The organism is Streptomyces reniochalinae (assembly GCF_003323735.1).
GTDB lineage: Bacteria > Actinomycetota > Actinomycetes > Streptomycetales > Streptomycetaceae > Streptomyces > Streptomyces reniochalinae.
Genome location: NZ_QOIM01000040.1, coordinates 24945 through 44988 on the forward strand (window position 1 = coordinate 24945; position 20044 = coordinate 44988).

The 20044-nt window shown below is 73.4% G+C and carries 16 protein-coding genes; 10 read left to right on the forward strand and 6 right to left on the reverse strand.

The annotated features are described in order from the left end of the window. Positions 1–4: 4 nt before the first annotated feature. The 4 genes from rfbD to DQ392_RS21995 form a co-directional block, all read right to left on the reverse strand. On the reverse strand, positions 5–898 hold the full coding sequence (gene rfbD / locus DQ392_RS21980) for a dTDP-4-dehydrorhamnose reductase (protein ID WP_114017414.1): 894 nt from the start codon (positions 896–898) through the stop codon (positions 5–7). Positions 899–1003: 105 nt separating this feature from the next. Further along, positions 1004–2044 (reverse strand): hypothetical protein, encoded by a 1041-nt coding sequence (locus DQ392_RS21985; protein WP_181856531.1) that lies wholly within the window; start codon positions 2042–2044, stop codon positions 1004–1006. 30 nt (positions 2045–2074) lie between these two features. After that, complete coding sequence (locus DQ392_RS21990) at positions 2075–2788, reverse strand: hypothetical protein (protein ID WP_114017416.1); 714 nt, start codon at positions 2786–2788, stop codon at positions 2075–2077. Then, positions 2785–3816, reverse strand: coding sequence for a bifunctional lytic transglycosylase/C40 family peptidase (locus DQ392_RS21995; RefSeq protein WP_114017417.1), 1032 nt, complete (start codon positions 3814–3816; stop codon positions 2785–2787). Before DQ392_RS21995 ends, DQ392_RS21990 begins: the two co-directional genes overlap by 4 nt. A 129-nt stretch (positions 3817–3945) precedes the next feature. On the opposite strand from DQ392_RS21995, the gene DQ392_RS22000 reads away from it, so the two are divergent. The 7 genes from DQ392_RS22000 to DQ392_RS22030 all read left to right on the forward strand — a co-directional run bounded on the left by DQ392_RS22000 (position 3946) and on the right by DQ392_RS22030 (position 12406). Next, complete coding sequence (locus DQ392_RS22000; RefSeq protein WP_114017418.1) at positions 3946–4554, forward strand: DUF6668 family protein; 609 nt, start codon at positions 3946–3948, stop codon at positions 4552–4554. 11 nt (positions 4555–4565) lie between these two features. Continuing rightward, positions 4566–4883 carry a hypothetical protein gene (locus tag DQ392_RS22005; protein WP_114017419.1) on the forward strand — a complete coding sequence of 106 codons (318 nt, stop codon included), beginning with the start codon at positions 4566–4568 and terminating at the stop codon, positions 4881–4883. A 62-nt stretch (positions 4884–4945) separates the two neighbouring features. Further along, the gene (locus DQ392_RS22010) at positions 4946–5734 is read left to right on the forward strand and encodes a DUF8175 domain-containg protein (RefSeq protein WP_114017420.1); all 789 of its coding nucleotides are present in this window, start codon (positions 4946–4948) and stop codon (positions 5732–5734) included. After that, positions 5734–7062 carry a hypothetical protein gene (locus tag DQ392_RS22015; RefSeq protein WP_114017421.1) on the forward strand — a complete coding sequence of 443 codons (1329 nt, stop codon included), beginning with the start codon at positions 5734–5736 and terminating at the stop codon, positions 7060–7062. The genes DQ392_RS22010 and DQ392_RS22015 overlap by 1 nt, the downstream gene beginning before the upstream one ends. Next, positions 7049–8548, forward strand: coding sequence for an SCO6880 family protein (locus tag DQ392_RS22020; protein ID WP_245981763.1), 1500 nt, complete (start codon positions 7049–7051; stop codon positions 8546–8548). The genes DQ392_RS22015 and DQ392_RS22020 overlap by 14 nt, the downstream gene beginning before the upstream one ends. Positions 8549–8596: 48 nt before the next feature. Beyond that, positions 8597–10090, forward strand: a complete 1494-nt coding sequence (locus DQ392_RS22025) for an ATP/GTP-binding protein (RefSeq protein ID WP_114017423.1) — start codon at positions 8597–8599, stop codon at positions 10088–10090. A gap of 255 nt (positions 10091–10345) precedes the next feature. After that, the gene (locus DQ392_RS22030) at positions 10346–12406 is read left to right on the forward strand and encodes an RICIN domain-containing protein (protein ID WP_114017424.1); all 2061 of its coding nucleotides are present in this window, start codon (positions 10346–10348) and stop codon (positions 12404–12406) included. 78 nt (positions 12407–12484) lie between these two features. Here DQ392_RS22030 and DQ392_RS22035 read toward each other — a convergent pair whose 3' ends face one another. Beyond that, positions 12485–12913, reverse strand: a complete 429-nt coding sequence (locus DQ392_RS22035) for a DUF4913 domain-containing protein (protein ID WP_114017425.1) — start codon at positions 12911–12913, stop codon at positions 12485–12487. 225 nt (positions 12914–13138) lie between these two features. Between DQ392_RS22035 and DQ392_RS22040 the strand changes: the two genes are divergently transcribed. Further along, positions 13139–14035: a hypothetical protein gene (locus tag DQ392_RS22040; protein WP_147266559.1), complete on the forward strand. Its 897-nt coding sequence runs from the start codon at positions 13139–13141 to the stop codon at positions 14033–14035. 23 nt (positions 14036–14058) lie between these two features. Here the strand turns inward: DQ392_RS22040 and DQ392_RS22045 are convergent, their stop codons facing one another. Beyond that, on the reverse strand, positions 14059–16914 hold the full coding sequence (locus DQ392_RS22045) for an AfsR/SARP family transcriptional regulator (protein WP_245981765.1): 2856 nt from the start codon (positions 16912–16914) through the stop codon (positions 14059–14061). Between the two features lie 848 nt (positions 16915–17762). On the opposite strand from DQ392_RS22045, the gene DQ392_RS22050 reads away from it, so the two are divergent. Together DQ392_RS22050 and DQ392_RS22055 are read left to right on the forward strand one after the other, a co-directional pair. Then, the gene (locus DQ392_RS22050) at positions 17763–18740 is read left to right on the forward strand and encodes a hypothetical protein (RefSeq protein ID WP_114017427.1); all 978 of its coding nucleotides are present in this window, start codon (positions 17763–17765) and stop codon (positions 18738–18740) included. A gap of 51 nt (positions 18741–18791) precedes the next feature. Continuing rightward, entirely contained in the window at positions 18792–20018 is a 1227-nt protein-coding gene (locus DQ392_RS22055) for a DUF418 domain-containing protein (RefSeq protein ID WP_114017428.1), read from the forward strand. Positions 20019–20044: the final 26 nt, after the last annotated feature.

Sequence of the window (20044 nt, forward strand, 5' to 3'; positions counted from 1 at the left end):
GCGCCTACGCGGATCCGCGCGGCACCGCCCACAGGGGCAGCAGCTCCTCCAGCGCGCCGGCCAGCGCCCGGCGCCAGTCGCGGGGCGGATCCGCGCCGATCTCCCGCCACCGCCCGTGCCCCAGCACCGTGTAGGCGGGGAGCCGTGCCGCCCTCCCGTACTCCGCGTCGCTGATCGGACGTACCAGCCCAGCGTCGGCGCCGGCCAGGCGGAAGACCTCGCGCGCGAGCTCGTACCAGGACGCCTCGCCGGAGTTGGTGGCGTGGAAGACGCCGTGCGCCCGCGGGCAGCGGCCCAGCGTGATCAGCTGCGCCGCGACGTCCCCCGCCCAGGAGGGCTGCCCGTACTGGTCGTCGACGACATCGACGGCCTCGCCGGCCGCGGCCCGCTCGATCATCGTGCTGACGAAGCTGCGCCCCCGACGGCCGTAGAGCCAGGCCGTACGGGCCACGACCCCCGTCCCGGGCAGCCGGGCGAGGACGGCCTCCTCGCCCGCGAGCTTGCTGCGTCCGTACGCGGTGCCCGGCGCGGGCGGATGGTCCTCGTCGTACGGCGTCCGTGCGTCCCCGGGGAAGACGGCGTTGGTCGAGACGTGCACCAGCCTCGCCCCGTGTGCGGCGCACGCCTCGGCCAGCCGGCGGGGCCCCTCCGCGTTGACGCGCAGCGCGCGGGCCCAGTCCGTCTCCGCGCCGTCGACGGCCGTGTACGCGGCGCAGTTGAGTACCACCTCGGGGCGGTGCGCGGCGAACACGGCGCGCAGCGCGTCCGGTTCGGTGATGTCCAGCGCCGCCCGGTCGAGGACGGCGACCTGGTCACCGCCCCGTTCGCTCTCCCGTGTCAGCGCCCCGGTCACATGGTGTCCGAGTCTCCCGCCCCCGCCGGTCACCATCCACCGCACCAACGGCCCCTTCCGCAGACGTTCCGCCGTCGAAAGCGGCAGCGTACGCGGTGCCTCCAACCGTTTCCCAAGAGCCGGCTTCAGCGCGGGTAAAGCGCGCGGGGCTCAGTGGGGAGTCATCGCGCGCTCGGCCCGTGCGGCGGCGTCGCGGGCTGCTTCGAGGCGTGCCTGGTGCTCCACGACGGCGGTGAACGCGCTGCCCGACTCGCCCGGTATCTGGTTGCGCATCCGCACCACGGCCACGCCGGCCAGGATCGCCGTCTCCAGGTCGGGGATCTCCAGCCAGAGGGCGTGGGCGCAGTCCGCCACCGCTTCGGCCTGCTCGTCGGCCCCCTGGTAGTGCCAGCGTTCGGCCACGTCGCGGTAGAGCCGGACGGCGCCGCTGACGTCACCGGCCAAGGAGGTGATGCGCGCACGGGCCTCCCGGATGCGGAGGGCGTCGGGGTGGGAGAGGCCGAGCGCGTTGGCGGTCTGGTCGTCGAGCCGTGCGGCCAGCGCCAGCGCGTGGTCCACCCGGCCCGCTGCGGCGTGGGCGTTGAGGTGGGACACGGCGTCGGCGAGGGACCCTGGCGTCACGGCCGACTCGGCGGCCGGGGCCGGGGCCGGGGCCGTAGCCGGGGCGGGTGCGGGCTCGGCGGCGGGCGCCGGCAGCCCGGCGGCCGGCGCCGGTTCCGGTTCCGGTTCGGGAGCGGGCGTCGGTTCGGGAGCGGGCGTCCCCGCGGCAACCGGGGCCGGCTCGGGGACGGGCGCCGGCGCGGGGCGGGGCGTCGGCACCGTGCCCGCGCCCGCGCCGGGGCCGGGGCCGGTACTCGGAGCGGCGGGAGCGGGAGAGCCGGCGGCCCGCGCGGGGGCACCGCGCTTCTTCGGCGCCTTCCCCCGCTGGCCACCGCCCGCGAGCTCACCCACCGCTCCGTCGGGCGAGATGACCAGGAGCCACACCGCGCCGTCCGGTTCGGTGGCCTGTGCCCGCACCGGTCGGCCGAGCCCGGCGGCCGCCGAGGCCACGGCGTCGATGGCCGAGGCGCGGTCGGGGTGTTCGGACGCGGGGAGGAGCGGGCCCGAGACGGTGACCCGGTCGTCGTCCGTGACGACGAAGGCGTACGCCGGCCAGGCGGGTACCTCGGCGGGCTCGTACGTGGTGGGCATGAAGCTCCTTTCTGGTCAGGTCCCCAGGCGCTAGCGCACGGTGACGTCGGCGACGTGCCACTCCGCGTCGGCGTTCTCCCGGACGAGGTGGACGTACGCCGCGGCGGCCGTGGGTTTCTGCGTCCAACCGTCGCGCCCGTGCGGCGTGGTGGTGAGGGTCCACTGCCGCCAGGCCACGGTGTCGGTGTCGTCCGGTTTCGCCGCGTCCTCCGTCTTCGCCAACTCCACGGTGGTGTAGGCGCGGTGCCGCTTCCACGTCGCCCACTGGGCTCCGGGACCGGAGCGGGGCCGGTGTTCGCTCAGCTGCCGCGCGTACGACGGCGTCAGCCAGCCCGCGTCCGCCGTGCGGGTGCCGGCGTCCTGCGGGCCCTGGTCGACCGTGGTGTCGAACGTCCACATCGCGGTGAGCGTTCCCTTGCCGACCGCGTCGGCGTCCTTCTGGTCGATGTCGCCGGGTTGGGGAACGCCGCCTTTGGGGGTGCCGCCCTGCGAGGCGGTGTCGGACTCGGTGGGGGAGGGGGAGCCCGTGTCCGCGTCGGGCGAGGCCGGGGCCGAGGGCGTGCCGGAGCCGGTCGGGTCGGGGGCCGGTGAGGAACCGGCCGCGTGTGCGCGCTGCTTGCCGCCGTTGTCGCCGCCGTCGCCGTCACTGCCGCCGAGGCCGCATCCGGCGGCGGTCAGCGCGAGCGTGAGTGTCAGCGCGAGCGCCGTGGTGGCGGCGGTGGCGCGGGATCCGAGTGGCGTCATCCGAACCGCCTCACCTTCTGGGGCCTGCTGGTGTAGTAGCTGTCGCCGAGGTCGCTGATCTTCACCACGTCGCCTGTCTTGGGCGCGTGGATGAACTGTCCGTTTCCGAGGTAGATGCCTATGTGGTCGTAGCTGCCGTGCAGATTGAAGCCGATGACGTCGCCGGGCCGCATGTCGTCGCGGGCCACCTCGCGGCCCTCGGTGACCTGCGTCTGCGAGGTGCGGGGAAGGAGGGTGCGGCCGCTGCTCGCGTGGTAGACGGCGTACTGCACGAGGCTGGAGCAGTCGAATCCGACCGTGCCCGCGCCCTGCGCGAACCCCCGCCCCGGCCCCTCGGGCCCGCCGCCGCCCCACGCGTACGGGGTGCCGAGCCACTTCTTGGCGTAGGCCACCACCCGGTTGCCGAACGTGCCGCCGTCCTCGACCGCCATGTCCCCCGAGTAGTCGGCCATCGAGGTGACGATCTTCGACACGTAGTTCTGTGTCTCCGGGTAGGGCGGCAGTCCGCCGAACTTCTCCACCGCGCCGGGCCCCGCGTTGTAGGCGGCGAGTATCAGCCGGGTCGGGTCGCCGCCCAGCTCCAGTTCGGTGACCTTGCCCGCCAGCCAGCAGTCGTACCGTGCCTGGGTCATGATGGCGTCGCCCGGCGTGAACGGGTCGGCCTCGCCGTCAGGTTCGGAGCCGCCGTCCTTGCCCGCCGCGTCCACCCCCCACGTCTTCCACGTCCCGGGGAGGAACTGGCTGAGCCCCCGGGCCCCGACGCCGCTGACCGCCGACGGGTTCCAGCCCGACTCGGCCGCGATCTGTGCGGCGATCAGCGGGGCGCTGACCTCCTTGCACTCCTTGCCGGCCCGTTCGATCCACTGGAGGTACTCGGCCGGGACGTGCTCGCCGTCGAGCGCGGTGACCAGCCCCCGGGGAGCGCGAGACTCCTCCTCGTCGGCGGCCGCCACCACGGACAGGCCGACCACCATGGTGAGCAGTCCGGCGAGGAGACCCCCCGCCCATCTCACCGTGGTCGTGGTCATCCGCAACCCCCCTTGAACCAGTTCGATCGAGAGTCCGTATGTGGGCCCGTAGTCGAAAAGCAGCGCTCGGAACGTGTGTCAACTCGTGCAGTGCGTTGCGGCGTCGTGTCCGCGTCGAAGGGAGATGCCATGGCCGGGGATGCGCCGGTTTCCAACCCCTGGCTGTCGCCGGCCCGCCCTTCGGGGGGCAACAACGGAGAGCCGCAGCGATCGGTTCAGGACGTACCCACGGCGCTGACGGGCCCCGCGGCACCTCAGGCGGGTGTGCCGCGGCCCGCGCACGTGCTGCCCGTCGCCGCACCGCAGGCGGCCGCTGGGCCCGCGTGGTGGTGGCTGGGTGTCCACGGTGGCGCGGGCGTCACCACGCTGGAGCAGGCCGTGCCCGGTGGCCGGGACGCGGGCCGCGCCTGGCCCGCGGGGGACGTGCCGCAGCCCGTGGTGCTCGTCGCGCGCTCCGGCGCGGTCGGTCTCAAGGCCGCCCAGAGCGCGGCCCAGCAGTGGGCCTCGCAGATGGTGACCGGCGTCGAACTGCTCGGTCTCGCCGTCGTCGCCGACGCCCCGGGCCGCCGCCCGCGCCCCCTGCGCGACCTGGTGCGCCTCGTCTCCGGCGCCGTGCCCCGCCTGTGGGAGATCCCGTGGGTGGAGCCGTGGCGGCTCGGCGAATCGCCCACGGCTCATGTGCCCAGCCAGTGCGCGCCGTTGGCACGCGACCTGTCCCGACTCACCCGACGCGCGTAAGGGGAATCCGCATGTCCACTCTGTTGGCCGCCGTCTCGGCCGCCTCGCAGCAGTTCGCTTCCGTCGTCGCCGACCCGGCACCCTCCGGGGTGCCGGATGTCGGCGGCGGGGAGGCACCACCCGGAGCCGACGGTCTGTTGACGGTGCTCAAGTGGGTGGCCTGGTCCGTCACAGCCCTGTGCGTCGCGGGCATCTTCGGCGTCGCCGCGCGGATGGCCGTCGACCACTCCAAGGGCGGCGGCCGCGAACACGTCAAGGGCCTGGGATTCGTCCTGGGCGCCTGTGTGCTCGTCGGCTCGGCCTCCGGCGTCGTCGGCGCGCTGGTGTGACGGCGCGATAGGCGACGGGAGCTGACATGCGCAGCGCAAGAATGGGGAGGAGCGGGAGGGACATGGCAGAGCCCGGCAACCGCGCGGACCGCGAGGAGTCGCACAGTCCGTGGCTGCGGACCGGTTTCGTCCTGGCGGTCGCGTTCCTCGGCTTCGTGGCCGTCATCGGAGTGGTGGTGCTCACCTCCTCCGAACCCTCCGACGAAGGAGGCGGTGCCGCCAGGGCCGCGGCGTCGCGGAAGCCGGCCGCGCCGCAGCCGGGCGGCGAGGGAGCGGACGGCGGCTCTTCCACGGCCGCGGACGAGGAAGCCCCGTGCCCGAGGCTGGGCGACACCGGCAAGGAGACGCCCACCGCGGCGCCCACGGGTGTGACGTGGAAGCTCTTCGGCACCGTCGCACTGCCGGCGTCCAAAGGCGCGGGCCCTGCCGTGGCCGGCGGGGACATGGCGCGCTGCTACGCGCACACGCCCGTCGGCGCGCTGCTGGCGACCAGCCAGATCAGCGTGCGGTACCTGGCGGCCGACGACTGGCTGAAGGTGACGCGGGCCCAGGTGCGCGGCGCGGGTCGGGACCCCTACATCACCGCGCGGACCAAGTCGGAGCGTGAGGGGGAGTCCGAGAGCGGGGAGGGTGCCGTGCAGGGCCAGATCGCCGGCTTCAAGTTCGTCACCTACACGGGCGACTCGGCGGTGATCCAGACGGTGTGGCGGTTCCCCGACGGACGGATGCAGGCCGCCACCACGACGGTGCTGTGGCAGGACGGGGACTGGCGCCTGGAGTACCCGGCGGATCCGCCGGCGCCCACCCCGGTCGACTCGCTGGCCGGATACGTCGAGTGGGGTGGTGTGTGATGGCCGGCTGCGACTTCGGCTGGGTGCGTCCCACGGTCGGCGGCTACTGCGTCGGCGACGGGAAGGGCACGGCGCCCAAGGATCTCGGCGACAGCGCGTTCGACAATATCGTCGACAGCGCCGCGGAGGCGGCGGGATCCACCGTCAAGGCCCTCGGCAGCGCGTGGACGCAGATCGAGAGCCCGCTGCTCAGTTACGACAGCGGCCCCGCGGCCTTCCTGCGCGGCTCCACCCTGTGGTTCACCTCGTTCACCGCCGTCCTGTGCCTGCTCGTCGCCGCGGGGCACCTGGCCTGGCAGCGCCGCAGCGAGCCGGGGAAGCAGGCGCTGCGGGGCCTGCTCAACCTGGTCGTCGTCTCCTCCGCTGGGGTGGCGGCCGTCAACCTGCTGACCGTGGCGGGCGACAGGTTCAGCGTCTGGATCATCGACAGGTCCACGGGCTGCCAGCGGATCAGCCCGGACGGCGAGCCGGTGCGGCAGTGCGTGAACGAGTTCGACGACCGTGTCTCGGCGATGCTCGCGCTCGGGGACTCGGACTCGGCCTTCCTGGTGCTGATCATGTCCCTGCTGGTGATCGTCGGCAGTCTGGTGCAGATCGCGCTCATGATCGTGCGAGTGGCCATGCTGGTGATCCTCACCGGAACGCTCCCGCTGTCCGCCGCCGCCAGCTCCACCCCCGGGGGCCGAGCCTGGTTCCGCAAGTCCACGGGCTGGCTGCTGGCGTTCGTGCTGTACAAACCGACCGCCGCGGTCGTGTACGCGGCGGCGTTCTCGATGACCGGCACGGCGCCGGGCGGCGAGGGCAAGGAGATCATCTCCATGGTCTCCGGGGTGGTCCTGCTCGTGCTGGCCTGCTGCACCCTGCCCGCGCTGCTGCGCCTCGCGGCGCCCGCCGTGCAGGCCACCGCCTCGGGCCTCGGGCGCGGCGGCTCCTCGGGGGCCCGCAGCGCCCGGACGGTCGCCACCGGGGCGCAGGCGGTACCGCAACTGCGCGGGCCCGCCGCGGGACGCTCGGTCTCCGGCGCGATGCTGCACCAGGATCGTACGGAAGCCACCGGGGCCCGCAGCGGCACCGGCCGGATGGCCGGAGCGCGCAGGCCCGCGCAAGGCGCCGGCGGCGCCCAGGCCTCGCCGGGCGCCGCGGCGAGTGCCACCACGGCAGGCGGCCCCGCGGGACGGGGCCCGAAGGCCACGAGCAAGCAGTCCCACCAGCCGGCGCCGTCCGCGGACCCCGGCGACCCGTCCGAGGGCGAACTCCTCTCCTCCGCGCTCTCGACGGCTCCTCGACACCACGACGACCAGCAGGGGGAATCCCGTGGCAGTGACTGAAGAATCCGGCCCGCGCACCTACGGCAACTTCCGCAAGCCGCGCGCCTCCGGACTGCGGGGCCTGTCCCTGGGCGCCACGCTGCTGCTGTTCGGCGGCCTGATCGCCGTCGTCCTCAGCACGCTGATCTCCCTGTGGGTCGCGCTGGCGCTGGCGGCCGTCCTGGCGCTCGCCATGGCTCCGCTGGCCCTGCGCGACCGGCACGGCCGTACGCTGATGCAGCGCGGCGCGGTCCGCCTCGCCTGGTGGCGCACCACCTCCTCGGGCGGCAACCTCTACCGCTCGGGTCCGCTGGGCCGGGCCGGCGGCGGCAACTGCCGGCTGCCGGGGCTCGCCGCCCAGTCGTCGCTGAGCGAGGCACGCGACGGCTACGGCCGGGCGTTCGCCATGATCACCGTGCCGGCGACCAACCACCACACCGTCGTCGTCGCCTGCGACGCGGACGGCGCCGCCCTGGTCGACGAGCGCCAGGTCGACATCTGGGTGGCCCACTGGGGCCAGTGGCTCTCCGCGCTCGGCACCGAGCCGGGCCTGGTCGCCGCGAGCGTCACGGTGGAGACGGCACCCGACCCCGGCGTCCGGCTCCAGCAGGAGATCGACGCCAACGCGGTCGACGAGGGCCCCGAACTCGCGCGCAGGATGCTGCGGGACGTGGTCGCCGCCTACCCCAGCGGCTCCGCGCAGATCAGCACCCGCATCGCGCTGACGTACTCGGGCGCGGCCCGCCCCGGATCGCCTCGCCGCAACGTCGAGGAGATGGCGGTGCACATCGGCACCCGCCTGCCGGGGCTGACCGCCGGGCTGTCCATGACCGGCGCGGGAACGGCCGTACCGATGACGGCGACCGAACTCACCGAGGCCGTACGGGTCGCCTACGACCCCACCGTCGCCCAACTCGTGGAGGAGGCCCGCGCCGCCGGGGGCACCGGACTGACCTGGGACCAGGCGGGCCCCACCGCCGCGCAGGAGGCGTGGGACCACTACCGGCACGACGGCGTGCACAGCGTCACCTGGGCGATGACGGAGGCGCCGCAGGGCGAGGTGTTCGCCAACGTGCTGACCGGCCTGGTGCAGCCCAGCCGCGACATCGCCCGCAAGCGGGTCACCCTGCTCTACCGCCCGCACAGCCGCGCCGAAAGCGCCCGCGTCGTACAACAGGACTACAAGAACGCCCTGTTCACCGCCCAGCAGTCGCCACTCGGCAGGGCGAGCGACGACGCGGAGGTCGTCGCCGCCAGGAAGGCCGCCGAGGAACAGGCACAGGGCCACGGGGTCATCCAGTTCGGGCTGCTGATCACCGCCACCGTCGACTCCGCCGAGGACCTGCCCAGGGCGAGCGCGGCCGTCGACAACCTGGCACCCGCCGCCCGGATCGCGGTCAGGCCGGTCTACGGATCGCAGGCCGCCGCCTTCGCCGCCGCGCTGCCGCTGGGCCTCGTCCTGCCGCTGCACACCGCACTGCCGCAGACCGTGCGGGACGCGATGTAGCGCCTCGCGGACCCGTCGCCACCGCACGCAAACAGCACAGGAGGACCCATGGCAGCCCGCACGAGCGGCAGGACCCGGGCGCGCAGGCCTGACACCCCCCGCACACCGCAGCCCACGCCGCGCGGCTGGCCCGGGCGGGGCGGCGGCACCGTCGGCTACGTCGATCCAGCGCCCGAATGGCGCGGCACCACCGTCCAGGTCTGCGGAATGTGGCCGTTCGGTGCGGGGGCCGGCACACCGATGGTCGGGGTGCCCCTCGGCCGCGACCTCGACTCCGGGGCCACCGTGTGCTGCGACCCGGTCAGCTGGTTCATGCGCACGGGGCTGCTCGCCAACCCCTCGATGTTCGTGCTCGGCCGCCCGGGACTCGGCAAGTCGACCGTCGTACGGCGGATGGCGCTGGGCCTGGCGGGCTACGGGGTGCACCCGCTCGTCTTCGGCGACCTCAAGCCCGACTACGTCGACCTCATCAGGGCCATCGGCGGACAGGTCATCAGCCTCGGCCGGGGCCGGGGCCACCTCAACGTCCTCGACCCCGGCGAGTCCACCGCTGCCGCCGCCCGGCTCACAGGATCGGCGCGCCGCCAACTCCTGGCCGCCACCCACAGCCGGCGCCTGAACATGGTGTCCGCGCTGCTGACGATCCTGCGCTCCGAGCCGCCCGGCGACCGCGAGGAGACCGTGCTCGCCGCGGCGCTCGACATCCTCGACGACCGGCACGGCCCCGGCCGCACACCTGTCCTCGCCGACCTGGTGCAGGTCATCAAGGACGCCCCGGAGCCGGTACGTGCCGTCGCGCTCGACCGCGGGGACATCAACCGTTACCGCGACATCACCGAGAACCTGGAAGCCTCGCTGACGGCACTGCTCGGGGACGGCATGCTGGGCGACTCCTTCGCCCGCCCGACCACGGAGCCCATGAAGCTCGACCGCCCCGTGTGCTTCGACATCAGCGACATCGACGACAGCGAGACCCTCCTCCAGGCGGCCGCCCTGCTCTCTTGCTGGTCCTACGGCTTCGGCGCCGTCTCGGCCGCCCACGCGCTCGCCGACGCGGGTCTCGAGCCGCGCCGCAACCACTTCCTCGTCATGGACGAGCTGTGGCGGGTGCTGCAAGCGGGCCGTGGCCTGGTCGACCGGGTCAACGCCCTCACCCGCCTGGACCGCCAGCGCGGCGTGGGTCTCGCCATGGTCACCCACACCATCGGCGACCTGCTGGCCCTGCCCACCGAGGAGGACCGCATCAAGGCCAAGGGGTTCGTGGAACGCGCGGGCATGGTGGTGTGCGCGGGACTGCCGCCGGCCGAGATGCCGCAACTGTCGCAGGTGGTGGAGCTGACGGAGGTCGAAAAGCGGCTCCTGGTCGACTGGTCCACACCACCCGCCTGGGACAGCTCCCGCAACCGCCAGGCCGACCCGCCAGGACTCGGCAACTTCCTCGTCAAGGTCGGCAGCAGGCCCGGCATCCCCGTCCATGTCGACCTCACCGAGGGCGAGTTGGAGGTCAACAACACCAACAAGAGGTGGAACAAACAGGCGTGAGGGCCCTGACCACGCGGTGAACCGATCAGGTCGCCGATCCGTGGAAAGGGTGGAGGCCGGGCCCCCACCGCGGTCTCCACCCGAACCGGGCCCGGGGCGCGTTCCCCGTTCGGCGCCCTGGGCCCGGTCTGCTGCGACGTGTGCGGCACGGCGAGGCGGTCGGCGATCGGCACAGCTGTGAACCGATACGCACAGCGCTCCGTTCTCACCGTGGAGTTCTTCCGTCGCAAGCCGAGACGTCAGGGAGTGGTGCACATGAGCGAGGACGGAGAGGCCCGGGCGCCCGGCGCGCCGCCCGAGGACCCGGCCCCCTTCGAAGTGGTCATCGACGGGTCCGGTGCCGCCTCGATCGACGGCGAGCAGGTGCCGGTCATCGGCGACCAGCCGCTCGACACCGCCATCCTCGACACGCTGCACGGGTACGCGCGGCTGCGGAACACCCCCGTCACAGCGGTCATCTCCAACCCGGCCACCGACTCGACGGTGCACGTCGAGGTCGGCCCCGACGGCTCCAGCCGACTCGCCGGGCCACCGTCCGAGGACGCGGACGAAAGCGCCGCGTCGGAGGGCGACGCGGCGGCAGGGGGCCCCGGCGCGGGGGCCGACGCCGTGGCCGGTTCCGCGGCCGGTGGCGCCGGCGCCGTGGCTGACGGGGCCGCTCCAGTGGTCGGCGGCGCGGCGGGTGACGCCGCCCCGGTGGCCCACTCCGCGCCCGAGGGCACCGCCCCGGTGCCCGGGGGCGGCACTCAGGACCAGCCCGGTGGCGTGGAGACCGGGGATGAGGCGGCCACCGCGATCATGCCGACCGTGGAGGCGGACCCGTCCCCGGCAGCAGCTGAGCCGGTTGCCGGGCCTGCGGCGGCTGTGGGGCCTGCGGCGGCTGTGGGCCCCGGCGTGGCCGTGGACCCCCAGGCGGCCGGGGGCTCCGGGACGGTCGCTGGTCCCGAATCCGTCGTGGGCGGCGGGACGACCGCAGACCCTGACGCGGCCGCCGCCCCCGGTACGACGGCTGCCGGGCCGTCCCCGGCTGCCGGCAACGGCCCAGCTGCCGGCAACGGCCCAGCTGCCGGCAACGGCCCAGCTGCCGGCAACGGCCCAGCTGCCGGCAACGGCCCAGCTGCCGGCAACGGCCCAGCCGTCGGCAACGGCCCAGCCGTCGGCAACGGCTCCGTCGCCGGGGGAGGCCCGGTCGCCGGCAACGGCCCGGCTCCAGGAACCGGCCCGGCCGTCGGGGACGGCCCGGCAGCCGTGGCGGGCGGCTCGCCCGTCGGCGGCGGACAGCCGGGCCCACTGGCCCAGAAGGGCACCGCCAAGCGACGCACCGCGCTGCCGTCGATCCCGCGCCCGTCCCTGCCGTCGCTGCCGCGACCCGCGCTGCTCGGACGCTCGTCCGGTGCCGGAGGCGGGAGCAACGGCAGCGGTGGGGGCAACGCCGCGCGCGGGCCCCGGGGTTCGGACGTCGAGTTCGTGCCCACCAGCCTGCTCAAGAAGCCCTGGGTGGTCGCGGCCTCGGCCGTCGCCGTGGTGGCGCTCGTCACCACGCCGCTCGCGCTGGCCGGTGCCAGCAGCGGCGAGGAAGAGGGCGGGAAGGACGAGAAGACCCTGGCCGACGGTCCGAAGGACGAGGTCACACGCGGCCCGGGAGGCGCGGTGCGCCCCTCACCGCCGCCGTCGCCTTCCGGCTCCCCCTCGGCGAAGGACGACCCCAGCGACAAGCCGAAGTTCGGGGACTCGAAGCCCTCCGAGTCCAAGGACGAGAAGGACTCCGACTCGTCCGACGAGGAGTCCTCGGGCGGGGACGACAAGAAGGACACGAAGAAGGCGTCCGCGGGACCCGGAATCCCGTCGGGGGTCACCATGATCGTCAACCGGAAGACCGACCTGTGCCTGGATCTGCCGGGAACCGGCAAGGGCAAGCCGGACGGCCGGGCCCAGCAGGGCGCGTGCGACACGACCCACGCGGCTCTCGGCGGCAACCAGCGGTGGAAGCTGGACCTCAAGGAGAAGGACGGCGGGCCGGGGAAGGCCGACCTCTACCTCATCCGTAACGTCAAGGACAACCTCTGCCTGGACCTGGCCGGGTTCGGACCCAAGGCGGCCAGGTCGCCGGTGACCGAATACCACTGCCGCGCCAAGAACGACAACCAGCTGTGGTGGTTCGACAAGCGGTCCAACGGCACGTACTGGATCCGCAACCACGAGAGCGGACACCTGTGCCTCGACGTGTCCGGCAAGGGCGAGAAGCCGCACGCCCCCCTGCTGATCTTCGGCTGCGACGACGCCGACGACCACCAGTGGACCTTCCGCAAGCCGTGAGGAGGCGGCACCGGGGACAGCGGGCCGGTGCGGGCGGCCCGGCCGGGCGTCTCGTCCGGCCGGGCGCGTGCTGGAGCTTCAGCCCACAGGGTCCACCGGCGGGACCTCCTTGGCCCGGTGAGAGCCCGGTTTGCACCCGGCGAAAGGCCCCATAGGGTCACGCAGGGCTCCCATGATCGGCCCCAAGAAGTCGCGGTGCCATACGGAGGGCCCCGTGTTGTCGGCGTTCGGACCGGTCAACTCGGCCCAGGCCAGCCACAGTCCGTGGAGCTGCGCCACCGCCTCAGGATGCTCCCACCAGCGCGAACACCACGGAGCCGTGGAACTCACCTCCCTGCCGTAGACCGGCAGCAGCACGTGGTGCGTCCACTGGAGGAGCTGGTACAGCGACGCCTGGTACTCGGCCCCGTCCTGGTAGAGGATGAACCGAGGCTTGGCCGGGGCCTTTTCCTCGGCAGGCCCCCCGTCCTCGCCCGCGGTTCCGGGGTCGTCGCTGTTCACTGCCATGCGGGTGCTCCCTGCGGGTGGTGTCGTCGGCTGGCGCGTCGCGCGGCGCTTCGCCCTCTCGTCGTGCTGGTGACCAACACGTGTGCGCCGCGGGCCCGGTTCACCACGGTCTCCGGGCCACCGTGGCGCGGCACAGGGACGATCGACCGCGGTGATCGGTGAACCGATCAGCTTTCTGTCCCGTGAGAAGGGTGTGGAACACATCGACACCGCGGGGAGGGCAGCGTGACAACTCCTCCGAACCAGGGCGACGTCCGAGGCCGTCGGCTCAGGGACCCGGAGTGGGGCTCCCGGTCGCCGTCCCCGCCGCCGGAGGAATTCCGCTCGGAACCGTGGAGCACCGCCGCCGACGTGTACTACTACCTCCAGGGCAGCGAACTGATGACGGCCGCCAGCGCCGCCCTGGCGCGTGCAGGGCAGGGGTTCGTGGAGCGGTCCCCCCAAGTGGTGGATGCCGCCGTCGATGCCTTGCAGCCGGCCGCGCTCGTGGCGCAGGGGGTGGGCACGGGGCTGGGCGACGCGAACCAGGGCGCGGCGTCGTTCTACAACTGGGGCGTTCTGCTGAGCGGGGCCGACGGCGCACGCACCGTCTTCCTCGAAGGCAGGAAAGCGCTCAAGCCCCATCCGGACGACCCGCCCAACGTCCTGGCCGCCGTCATCGGAGCGGCCAGACTCGGCGGCTCAGCGGCCTACGCCTTCGCCCCCACCGAGGTGGGGAGAGCTGCCGGGGCGTCCGTTCAAGGAGCCGCGTTGGGCATCGAGGCGTGGATGCGGCGGCAGCAGGCCACGGCGGGGCGGCAGGCGCCGCCTGTAACGAGCGTGCCGTCCGAGGCTCCGCGTATCGCCCTGGAACGTGTCCCCGGTGCCCTGTCCGCCGATGAACTGATGGAGGTCGTTGACGCCAACCTGGGACGGGCCTCTTCCGGCCAGCTCCCCACGAATCCGACCGCGCAGACGCCGGTCCCCTCGACGGCACCCAGGGACCGGGCCGAACCGCTGAGCGTGGGGCAGCAGGCCACGCACGCCGGCGTGGGCCGCGGGTCCACCGCGGGTGTCGGCAACACCGTGGCCGGTCGGCACACCAGCCCGGGCACGAGCGGCAACGGCAAGCGCCTTGGGTAGGCGCGAGCGAAACGCACCACTCCTCAGTCATGTGGGGCGGGTGGCGCGTGCCGAGGGGAGTCTTCCAGCTTGCGCAGTTTCTCACGGATGTGTTCCGCGTCCGGGTGGTTGAACTCGTCCAGCAGGCCCAGCGCACGGCTCCAGTGTGTGCGGGCGGCGTCGGGGTCGCCGCCCGCCAGGTGGACGTCGCCGAGGTGGTCGATGGTCTGGGCCTCGCCCCAGCGGTTGCCGACGGCCTGGTGCTTGGTGAGCGCGTGGCGGTAGTGGGAGATGGCCTCGTCATGGTGGTGGAGCTGGTGGTGCACGGTACCGAGGAAGTCCAGGGAGATGCCCTCGACCCACGTGTTGTCGGTGGCACGTTGGATGACCAGTGCCGCTTCCAGGTAGGCGCGGGCCTCGTCGAGCCTCCCGAGCCGCAGGTGGGCCTCGCCCAGGTTGTTCAGGCAGATCCCCTCGCCCCACCCGTGGCCGACGGAGCGGTCGATCTCCAGCGCCTGCTGCAAGTGTTCCAGCGCCTCCTCGTACCGGCCCGCTCGCAGGCAGACGTCCCCCAGGTTGCCGATGATGCGGGAGGCGCCCAGTTCGTCGCCGAGCTCTCTCCAACGGGGCAGGGCCTGGAGGTAGTAGTCGATGGACTCGTTCAGGCTGCCGCCGTTGGCGAGGGCGTTGGCCACGCCGGTGAGGCATTCGGCCTCGCCCTTGCGGTCCCCGGCCCGGCGGGCGGCCGCCAGGCTCAGCCGGTTGGAGGCCAGCCAGTCGTTCGTATGGCTGCGCAGGTAGAAGAAGCCCCACAGGACGGCGGTCAGTCGCCAGGCGACAGCCGGGTGGGGTGCCGCGGCGGCGTGGGCGATCGAGGCGACGAGGTTGGCGCGTTCGGCCGAGCACCAGTTCAGTGCCTGGTCGTAGGTGGTGAACTCCAGGGGCTCGTTGTCGGCGAGCAGCGGGACGAGCGGCACCCGTGGGCGGTTCGGGGTGAGGAACAGGGAGGCGGCGTCGGCGGTGTGCAGATACCAGGTGAGTACGCGTTCGACCGCCTGTTCGCGATCCGGTGCCGTCTCCGTGCAGTCGGCCTGTTCGGCGGCGTAGATCCGCAGCAGGTCGTGGAAGGCGTAGCGGCCGGGGAAGTGCTCGGTGAGCAGGTGGGCGTGGGTGAGTTCGGCGAGCAGACCGCGGGTCTCGCGGCGGGTGAGGCCCGCCAGCGCGGCCGCGGCGGGCGCGGAGATGTCGGTGCCTGGAGCGGTGGCCAGCAACTGGAACAGCCGTGCGGCCGGCGCCGAGAGGGCCTGGTACGACCAGGAGAACACCGCGCGTACGTCGGTACTGATGTCGCCGCCGGCGAAGGCGTCGAGGCTGCCGTGGCTGTCGCGCAGCTCCTCGGCGACGGCGTGCAGCGGGAAGCTGGGGTGGGTGGCGGCACGGGCGGCGACGATGGCCAGCGCCAGCGGCAGCCGTGCGCAGCGGGAGATGATCTCGTCCGCCGCCTCGGGTTCCGCCGCGAGCCGGGCGGCGCCGATCCGGCGGGCCAGGAAGTCCCGCGCGTCCGCGAGCGGCAGCGGAGTGAGCGTCAACGGGTGCGCGCCGTCGTTGGCGATGAGGCCGGTGAGCTGATTGCGACTGGTGACGATGGCCAGGCAGCCGGGGCCCGTGGGCAGCAGGGGCCTGACCTGCTCGGTGTCGCGGGCGTTGTCCAACAGCAGCAGGACCCGACGCTCGGCGAGCAGACTGCGGTACAGCGCCGTGCGCCCCTCCGGACGGCCGGGCATCTGTCCCGGAGGCACACCGAGCGCGTCGAGGAAGGTGTGGGTGGCCTCGTCCGGCGGCATGGCCGTGCCCGTCGGATCGAAACCGCGCAGGTTGACGTAGAGCTGCCCGTCGGGGAACCGGTGTGCGATCTCGTGTGCCCAGTGCACGGCCAGGGTCGTCTTTCCGACTCCGGCCATACCGCCGATCGCGCTGATCACCACGGCGTTCGGATGCCTGCCGTCGGAGGGCAGCAGGGCGTGGCTCTGCGCGAGTTCGTGTTCCCTTCCGGTGAAGACGGGCAGGTCGGCGGGGAGCTGCGCGGGCCGGGCCGCGGCAGGTGCGGGGGGAGGGTCCGAGGCGGCAGCCCGGTCGGGGCTGGAGGGCTGCGGCGGCGCGGGCGCGCGCAGCGCGGGGTCGCCGGACAGCATGCGGGCGTGCAGGTCCACCAGCGCGGCACCGGGCTCGACGCCCAGCTCCGAGGCCAGTGCCGAGCGGATCTCGCGGAAGGCCGCCAGGGCCTCGGCCTGCCGTCCTGCCCTGTACAGGGCCAGCATCAGCAGCTCGTGGAGCCGCTCGCGCAGCGGGTTCCCGGCCGTCAGCGTGGTCAGGGCGGCGGCCACCTCCTCATGGCGCCCCAACGCCAGGCCGACGTCCAGGTGGGCCTCGGACGCGCTCAGCCACTGCTCGTCGAGCCGGTACCGCTCCGCGACGGCCAGCGGCCCCGGCAGCCCGGCCAGCGGCTTGCCGTCCCACAACTCCAGTGCGGCGTGCAGCAACTCGTCGGCCGCGCTGAGGGAGCCCGCGGTACGGAGCTTCTTGGCTTCGGCCACTCTTCGCTCGAACAGGTCGAGATCGAGGCAGTCCTGGGGAAGGCGTATGAGGTAGCCGTCCGCGGAGGACACGATCAGCTGTGGGGGCCGGCCCGCCTCGCGCTTCGGTTCCAGGACCTTGCGCAACCGGGAGACGTACGTACGCAAAACCGTGACGGCTCCCGACGGCGGCTCCTCGCCCCAGAGGGCGTCGATGAGTTGGTCGATGGATGCGGGGCGTCCGCGGCGCAGCAGCAGCGCCGTCAGCACCGCTCGCTGCTGTGGTGACCCGAGGGCCAGCTCCTTCTCCCCACACCACGCTCGCACGGGTCCTAAAACAGCTATGCGCAGGGAGTTCGTATGGCTCGCGTTCACGAGTTCGACTCTACCGAGGTGCCAACGATCCGGAACCACCCAGGTCCGTTTCTCGCCGAGTCGTTTCCACCCGGACTTCGGGACGCAACACGTTCGACATCTGCGCGGAGGGCCGCCGGCAGGGGATTTCGCCGGTCCGCCGCGCCCCGGCGCGCTGACGCGTCCCCAATTGAACCGGATGCGGCGCCGATCCGTGAGGTCCTTGAGTACCGGTCGTCGACGACACGGAGGACGCCCCTATGCCTGAGCCCGGTGCACGCCGCGTCAGGCCCAAGCGGCTTGCGCGGCAGTTGCTCGACGAGGAACTGAGGGCGAACAGGCGACGGAGGAGGCAGGGCGACCCTCCCGGTCCCGGTCCCGCTCCCCAGCGAGCGCCGCAGCAGACTTCGGCCGGCCAAGGCTCCGACGACGTGGCGGATGAGATGCTGCGTTTCCTCAGCGCCGTCTTGCGCCGCCTCACGCGCAACCGCAGGCGTCCACAGCCCGCTGCCGACTCCGACGCGCCACGGGACTTCCCACAGGGCCCGCCCATGCAGTGGGCTCCTCAGCAGGCCGCGTACGCTCCGGCGCCGCAGTGGGGCCCCGAAGCGATGGGCCCGCAACAGCCCCTGGCGCCACCGGGTTTCGCGCCGCCCCGTCCGGACCTCGCCCCGGGGCCACCTCAGGGGTGGGGCTTCGCTCCCGCGTCCGGCCATCCACCTCAGGCAGCGGGATTTGCTCCGCAGGGGACCGGGTTCGCACCGCCGCCTCCTGGGTGGGCCCTCGCGCCACCCCCGCGGCAGCCGGACCGCCGAAGGCTCATGAAGCAGCAGCCTGAGGCCCACCCGCGGCTCGCTCAGTACATGCGTCTCGACGACAAGGACGACGACAAGCGGGCAGTCCGGCAAGCCGTGGACAAACTGATCGAGAAGAAGACCCGCTACCGAGTGGCGGCCCAGAACAATCTGCTGCCCTTCAACAAGTCGCTCTCGGAGGCGGCCAAGGCCGAGGCGAAGAACGCCGGCCCGCCGCCACCCGCGCGCTCCTGGCTGTCCAGGCTCACCCCCTGGCGGACGGCGAAACCGGGCAACGCCGAGGGGCGCGCGAACACGGACACCGCCGCGCGCAGCCTGTCCGCCGCGGCCCCCGGTGCCCGCATGACCGCACCGCCCAACCTTCCCCAACCGTCGGGCAACGCCCCTGGCCAGGTCCCTGGCCCCCGACCCGAGAACGCCGCCACCCGGGCGGTGTCCCGCGTCGTCGCTCCACCCCAAGGAGGCCCCGCCGGGGACAGGCCGCCGCCCGTTCCGGACAAGGTGCCCGAGGTTCCGCGGAAGATCCCGCTGGACGCGCCCGAGGTACCGCGCAAGATCGCGCCGGGCGCGCCCGACGTTCCACCGAAGATCCCGCTCGACGCGCCCGAGGCCGCACCAGTGCACGCCCGGAGCGCTTCCCCCTCCGGGCGCGAGCAGTACTCTCCTGCCGGCTCCAAGAGTCCGGCGGATCCGGTGAGCCGGCCCGTGAGCCCGATGGATCCCACCAGCAGGCCCGTGAGCCCGATGGATCCGACCAGCAGGCCCGTGAGCCCCATGAGCAGGCCCGTGAGCCCGATGAATACGTCAGCGCAACCCGCCTCGCCCGCTTTCAGCTCCGACGTGGCCAACCGGTCACTCGAACACCACCTGTCCTCCAACGAGGCACGGGGCCCCGGCTCTTCGACGTCCCGGTCCGAGCCGCCGCCGTACCGCGCGCCCGCGGTGCAGCAGACCAAGCCGGCGCCGAAGCGGCGGAGCATGTAGTCCGGTCAGCGCGGTTGAACCCCTCCGGCGCGCGCCCCGTGGTGACTCTCGATGCTCAAACCGAGAAGCGACGGCGGAGGCCGACGCCGTGCGGCGGCGTTCGTGCGTGCGACGGGGGCGCCGGTGGCGGCCGCCACATCCGCGCAGGCGCGGCGCATCCGGGACGTGGATGCGCTGCGCGGCTTCGCGCTGCTCGGCATCCTGCTGGTCAACGCCCAGACGATGGCGGGCCCTTACGAGGGCCAGGGGGCATCCGGGACGGTGGAGGAGAGGATCGCCGCCTGGCTCGTGACCGCGCTGGTCAGCAGCAAGTTCTACCTGCTCTTCGCCTTCCTGTTCGGGTACAGCTTTACCCTCCAGGCCCGCTCGGCCGAGCGGGAGTCAGCCGCGTTCGCGGGGCGCATGCTGCGCCGGCTGGTGTGCTTGTGGTGCCTGGGGCTGGCGCATGCCGTGCTGTTGTTTCCGGGCGACATCCTGATGACGTACGCGGTGCTGGGCCTCGTGCTGTTCGCGATGCGTGGAGTGGCGCCGCGGACAGCCGCTCGCGCCGCTGTCGTGCTCGTCGTCTGCCTCGGTGTCCTTCTGCTCGGGAAGGGGATGCTGACTCTCGGCACCACCTCGCCGGGCGCCGGCGCCGCCGCTGATACCGCCACGGCCGTGGCGGACTACCGGGGTGCTCCGGCCTCCGTCGTGCACGCCAATCTACGGCAGTGGCGCGACCTGCTCGCCGGAGACCTCCTCTACATGCCGCACATCCTGGCGGCCTTCCTGGTGGGGCTTGCCGCGGGCAAGCGGCGGGTGCTCGCGGAGTTCGACCGGTATCGCGGCCTGGCCCGGCGGCTGGTCGTGTACGGGCTGCCGACGGGCCTGGTCGGCGGTGCTGTGACGGCGATGTGCCGTAACGGACCGCTGGACGCGCGCTGGAGTGGAGTCGGCGCGGCCGTCGGGGTGTTCGCCGCCCCGGTCCTGGCGGCGGCGTACGGCTGCGGGCTGCTGCTGTTGCTGCGTACGCGCCACGGCCGGCGAGCGGCCGAGGCGCTGGCCGCCGCCGGCCGGGTGGCGCTCACCAACTACCTGACGCAGTCCCTGGTCATGGCGTTGGTCTTCACTGGATACGGTCTCGCCTTGTACGGGCGTGTCGGTCTGGTGCCCGTACTGGCCGGCTGTCTCGTTCTCTGCGCCGGGCAACTGGCGCTCAGCGCGTGGCTGGTGCGGCGCTTCCGCTACGGTCCCCTCGAGTGGGTCCTGCGCACCGTGACACGGGGGCGCGGGACCTGATCACGGCTGCCGTCCCGACATCCCCT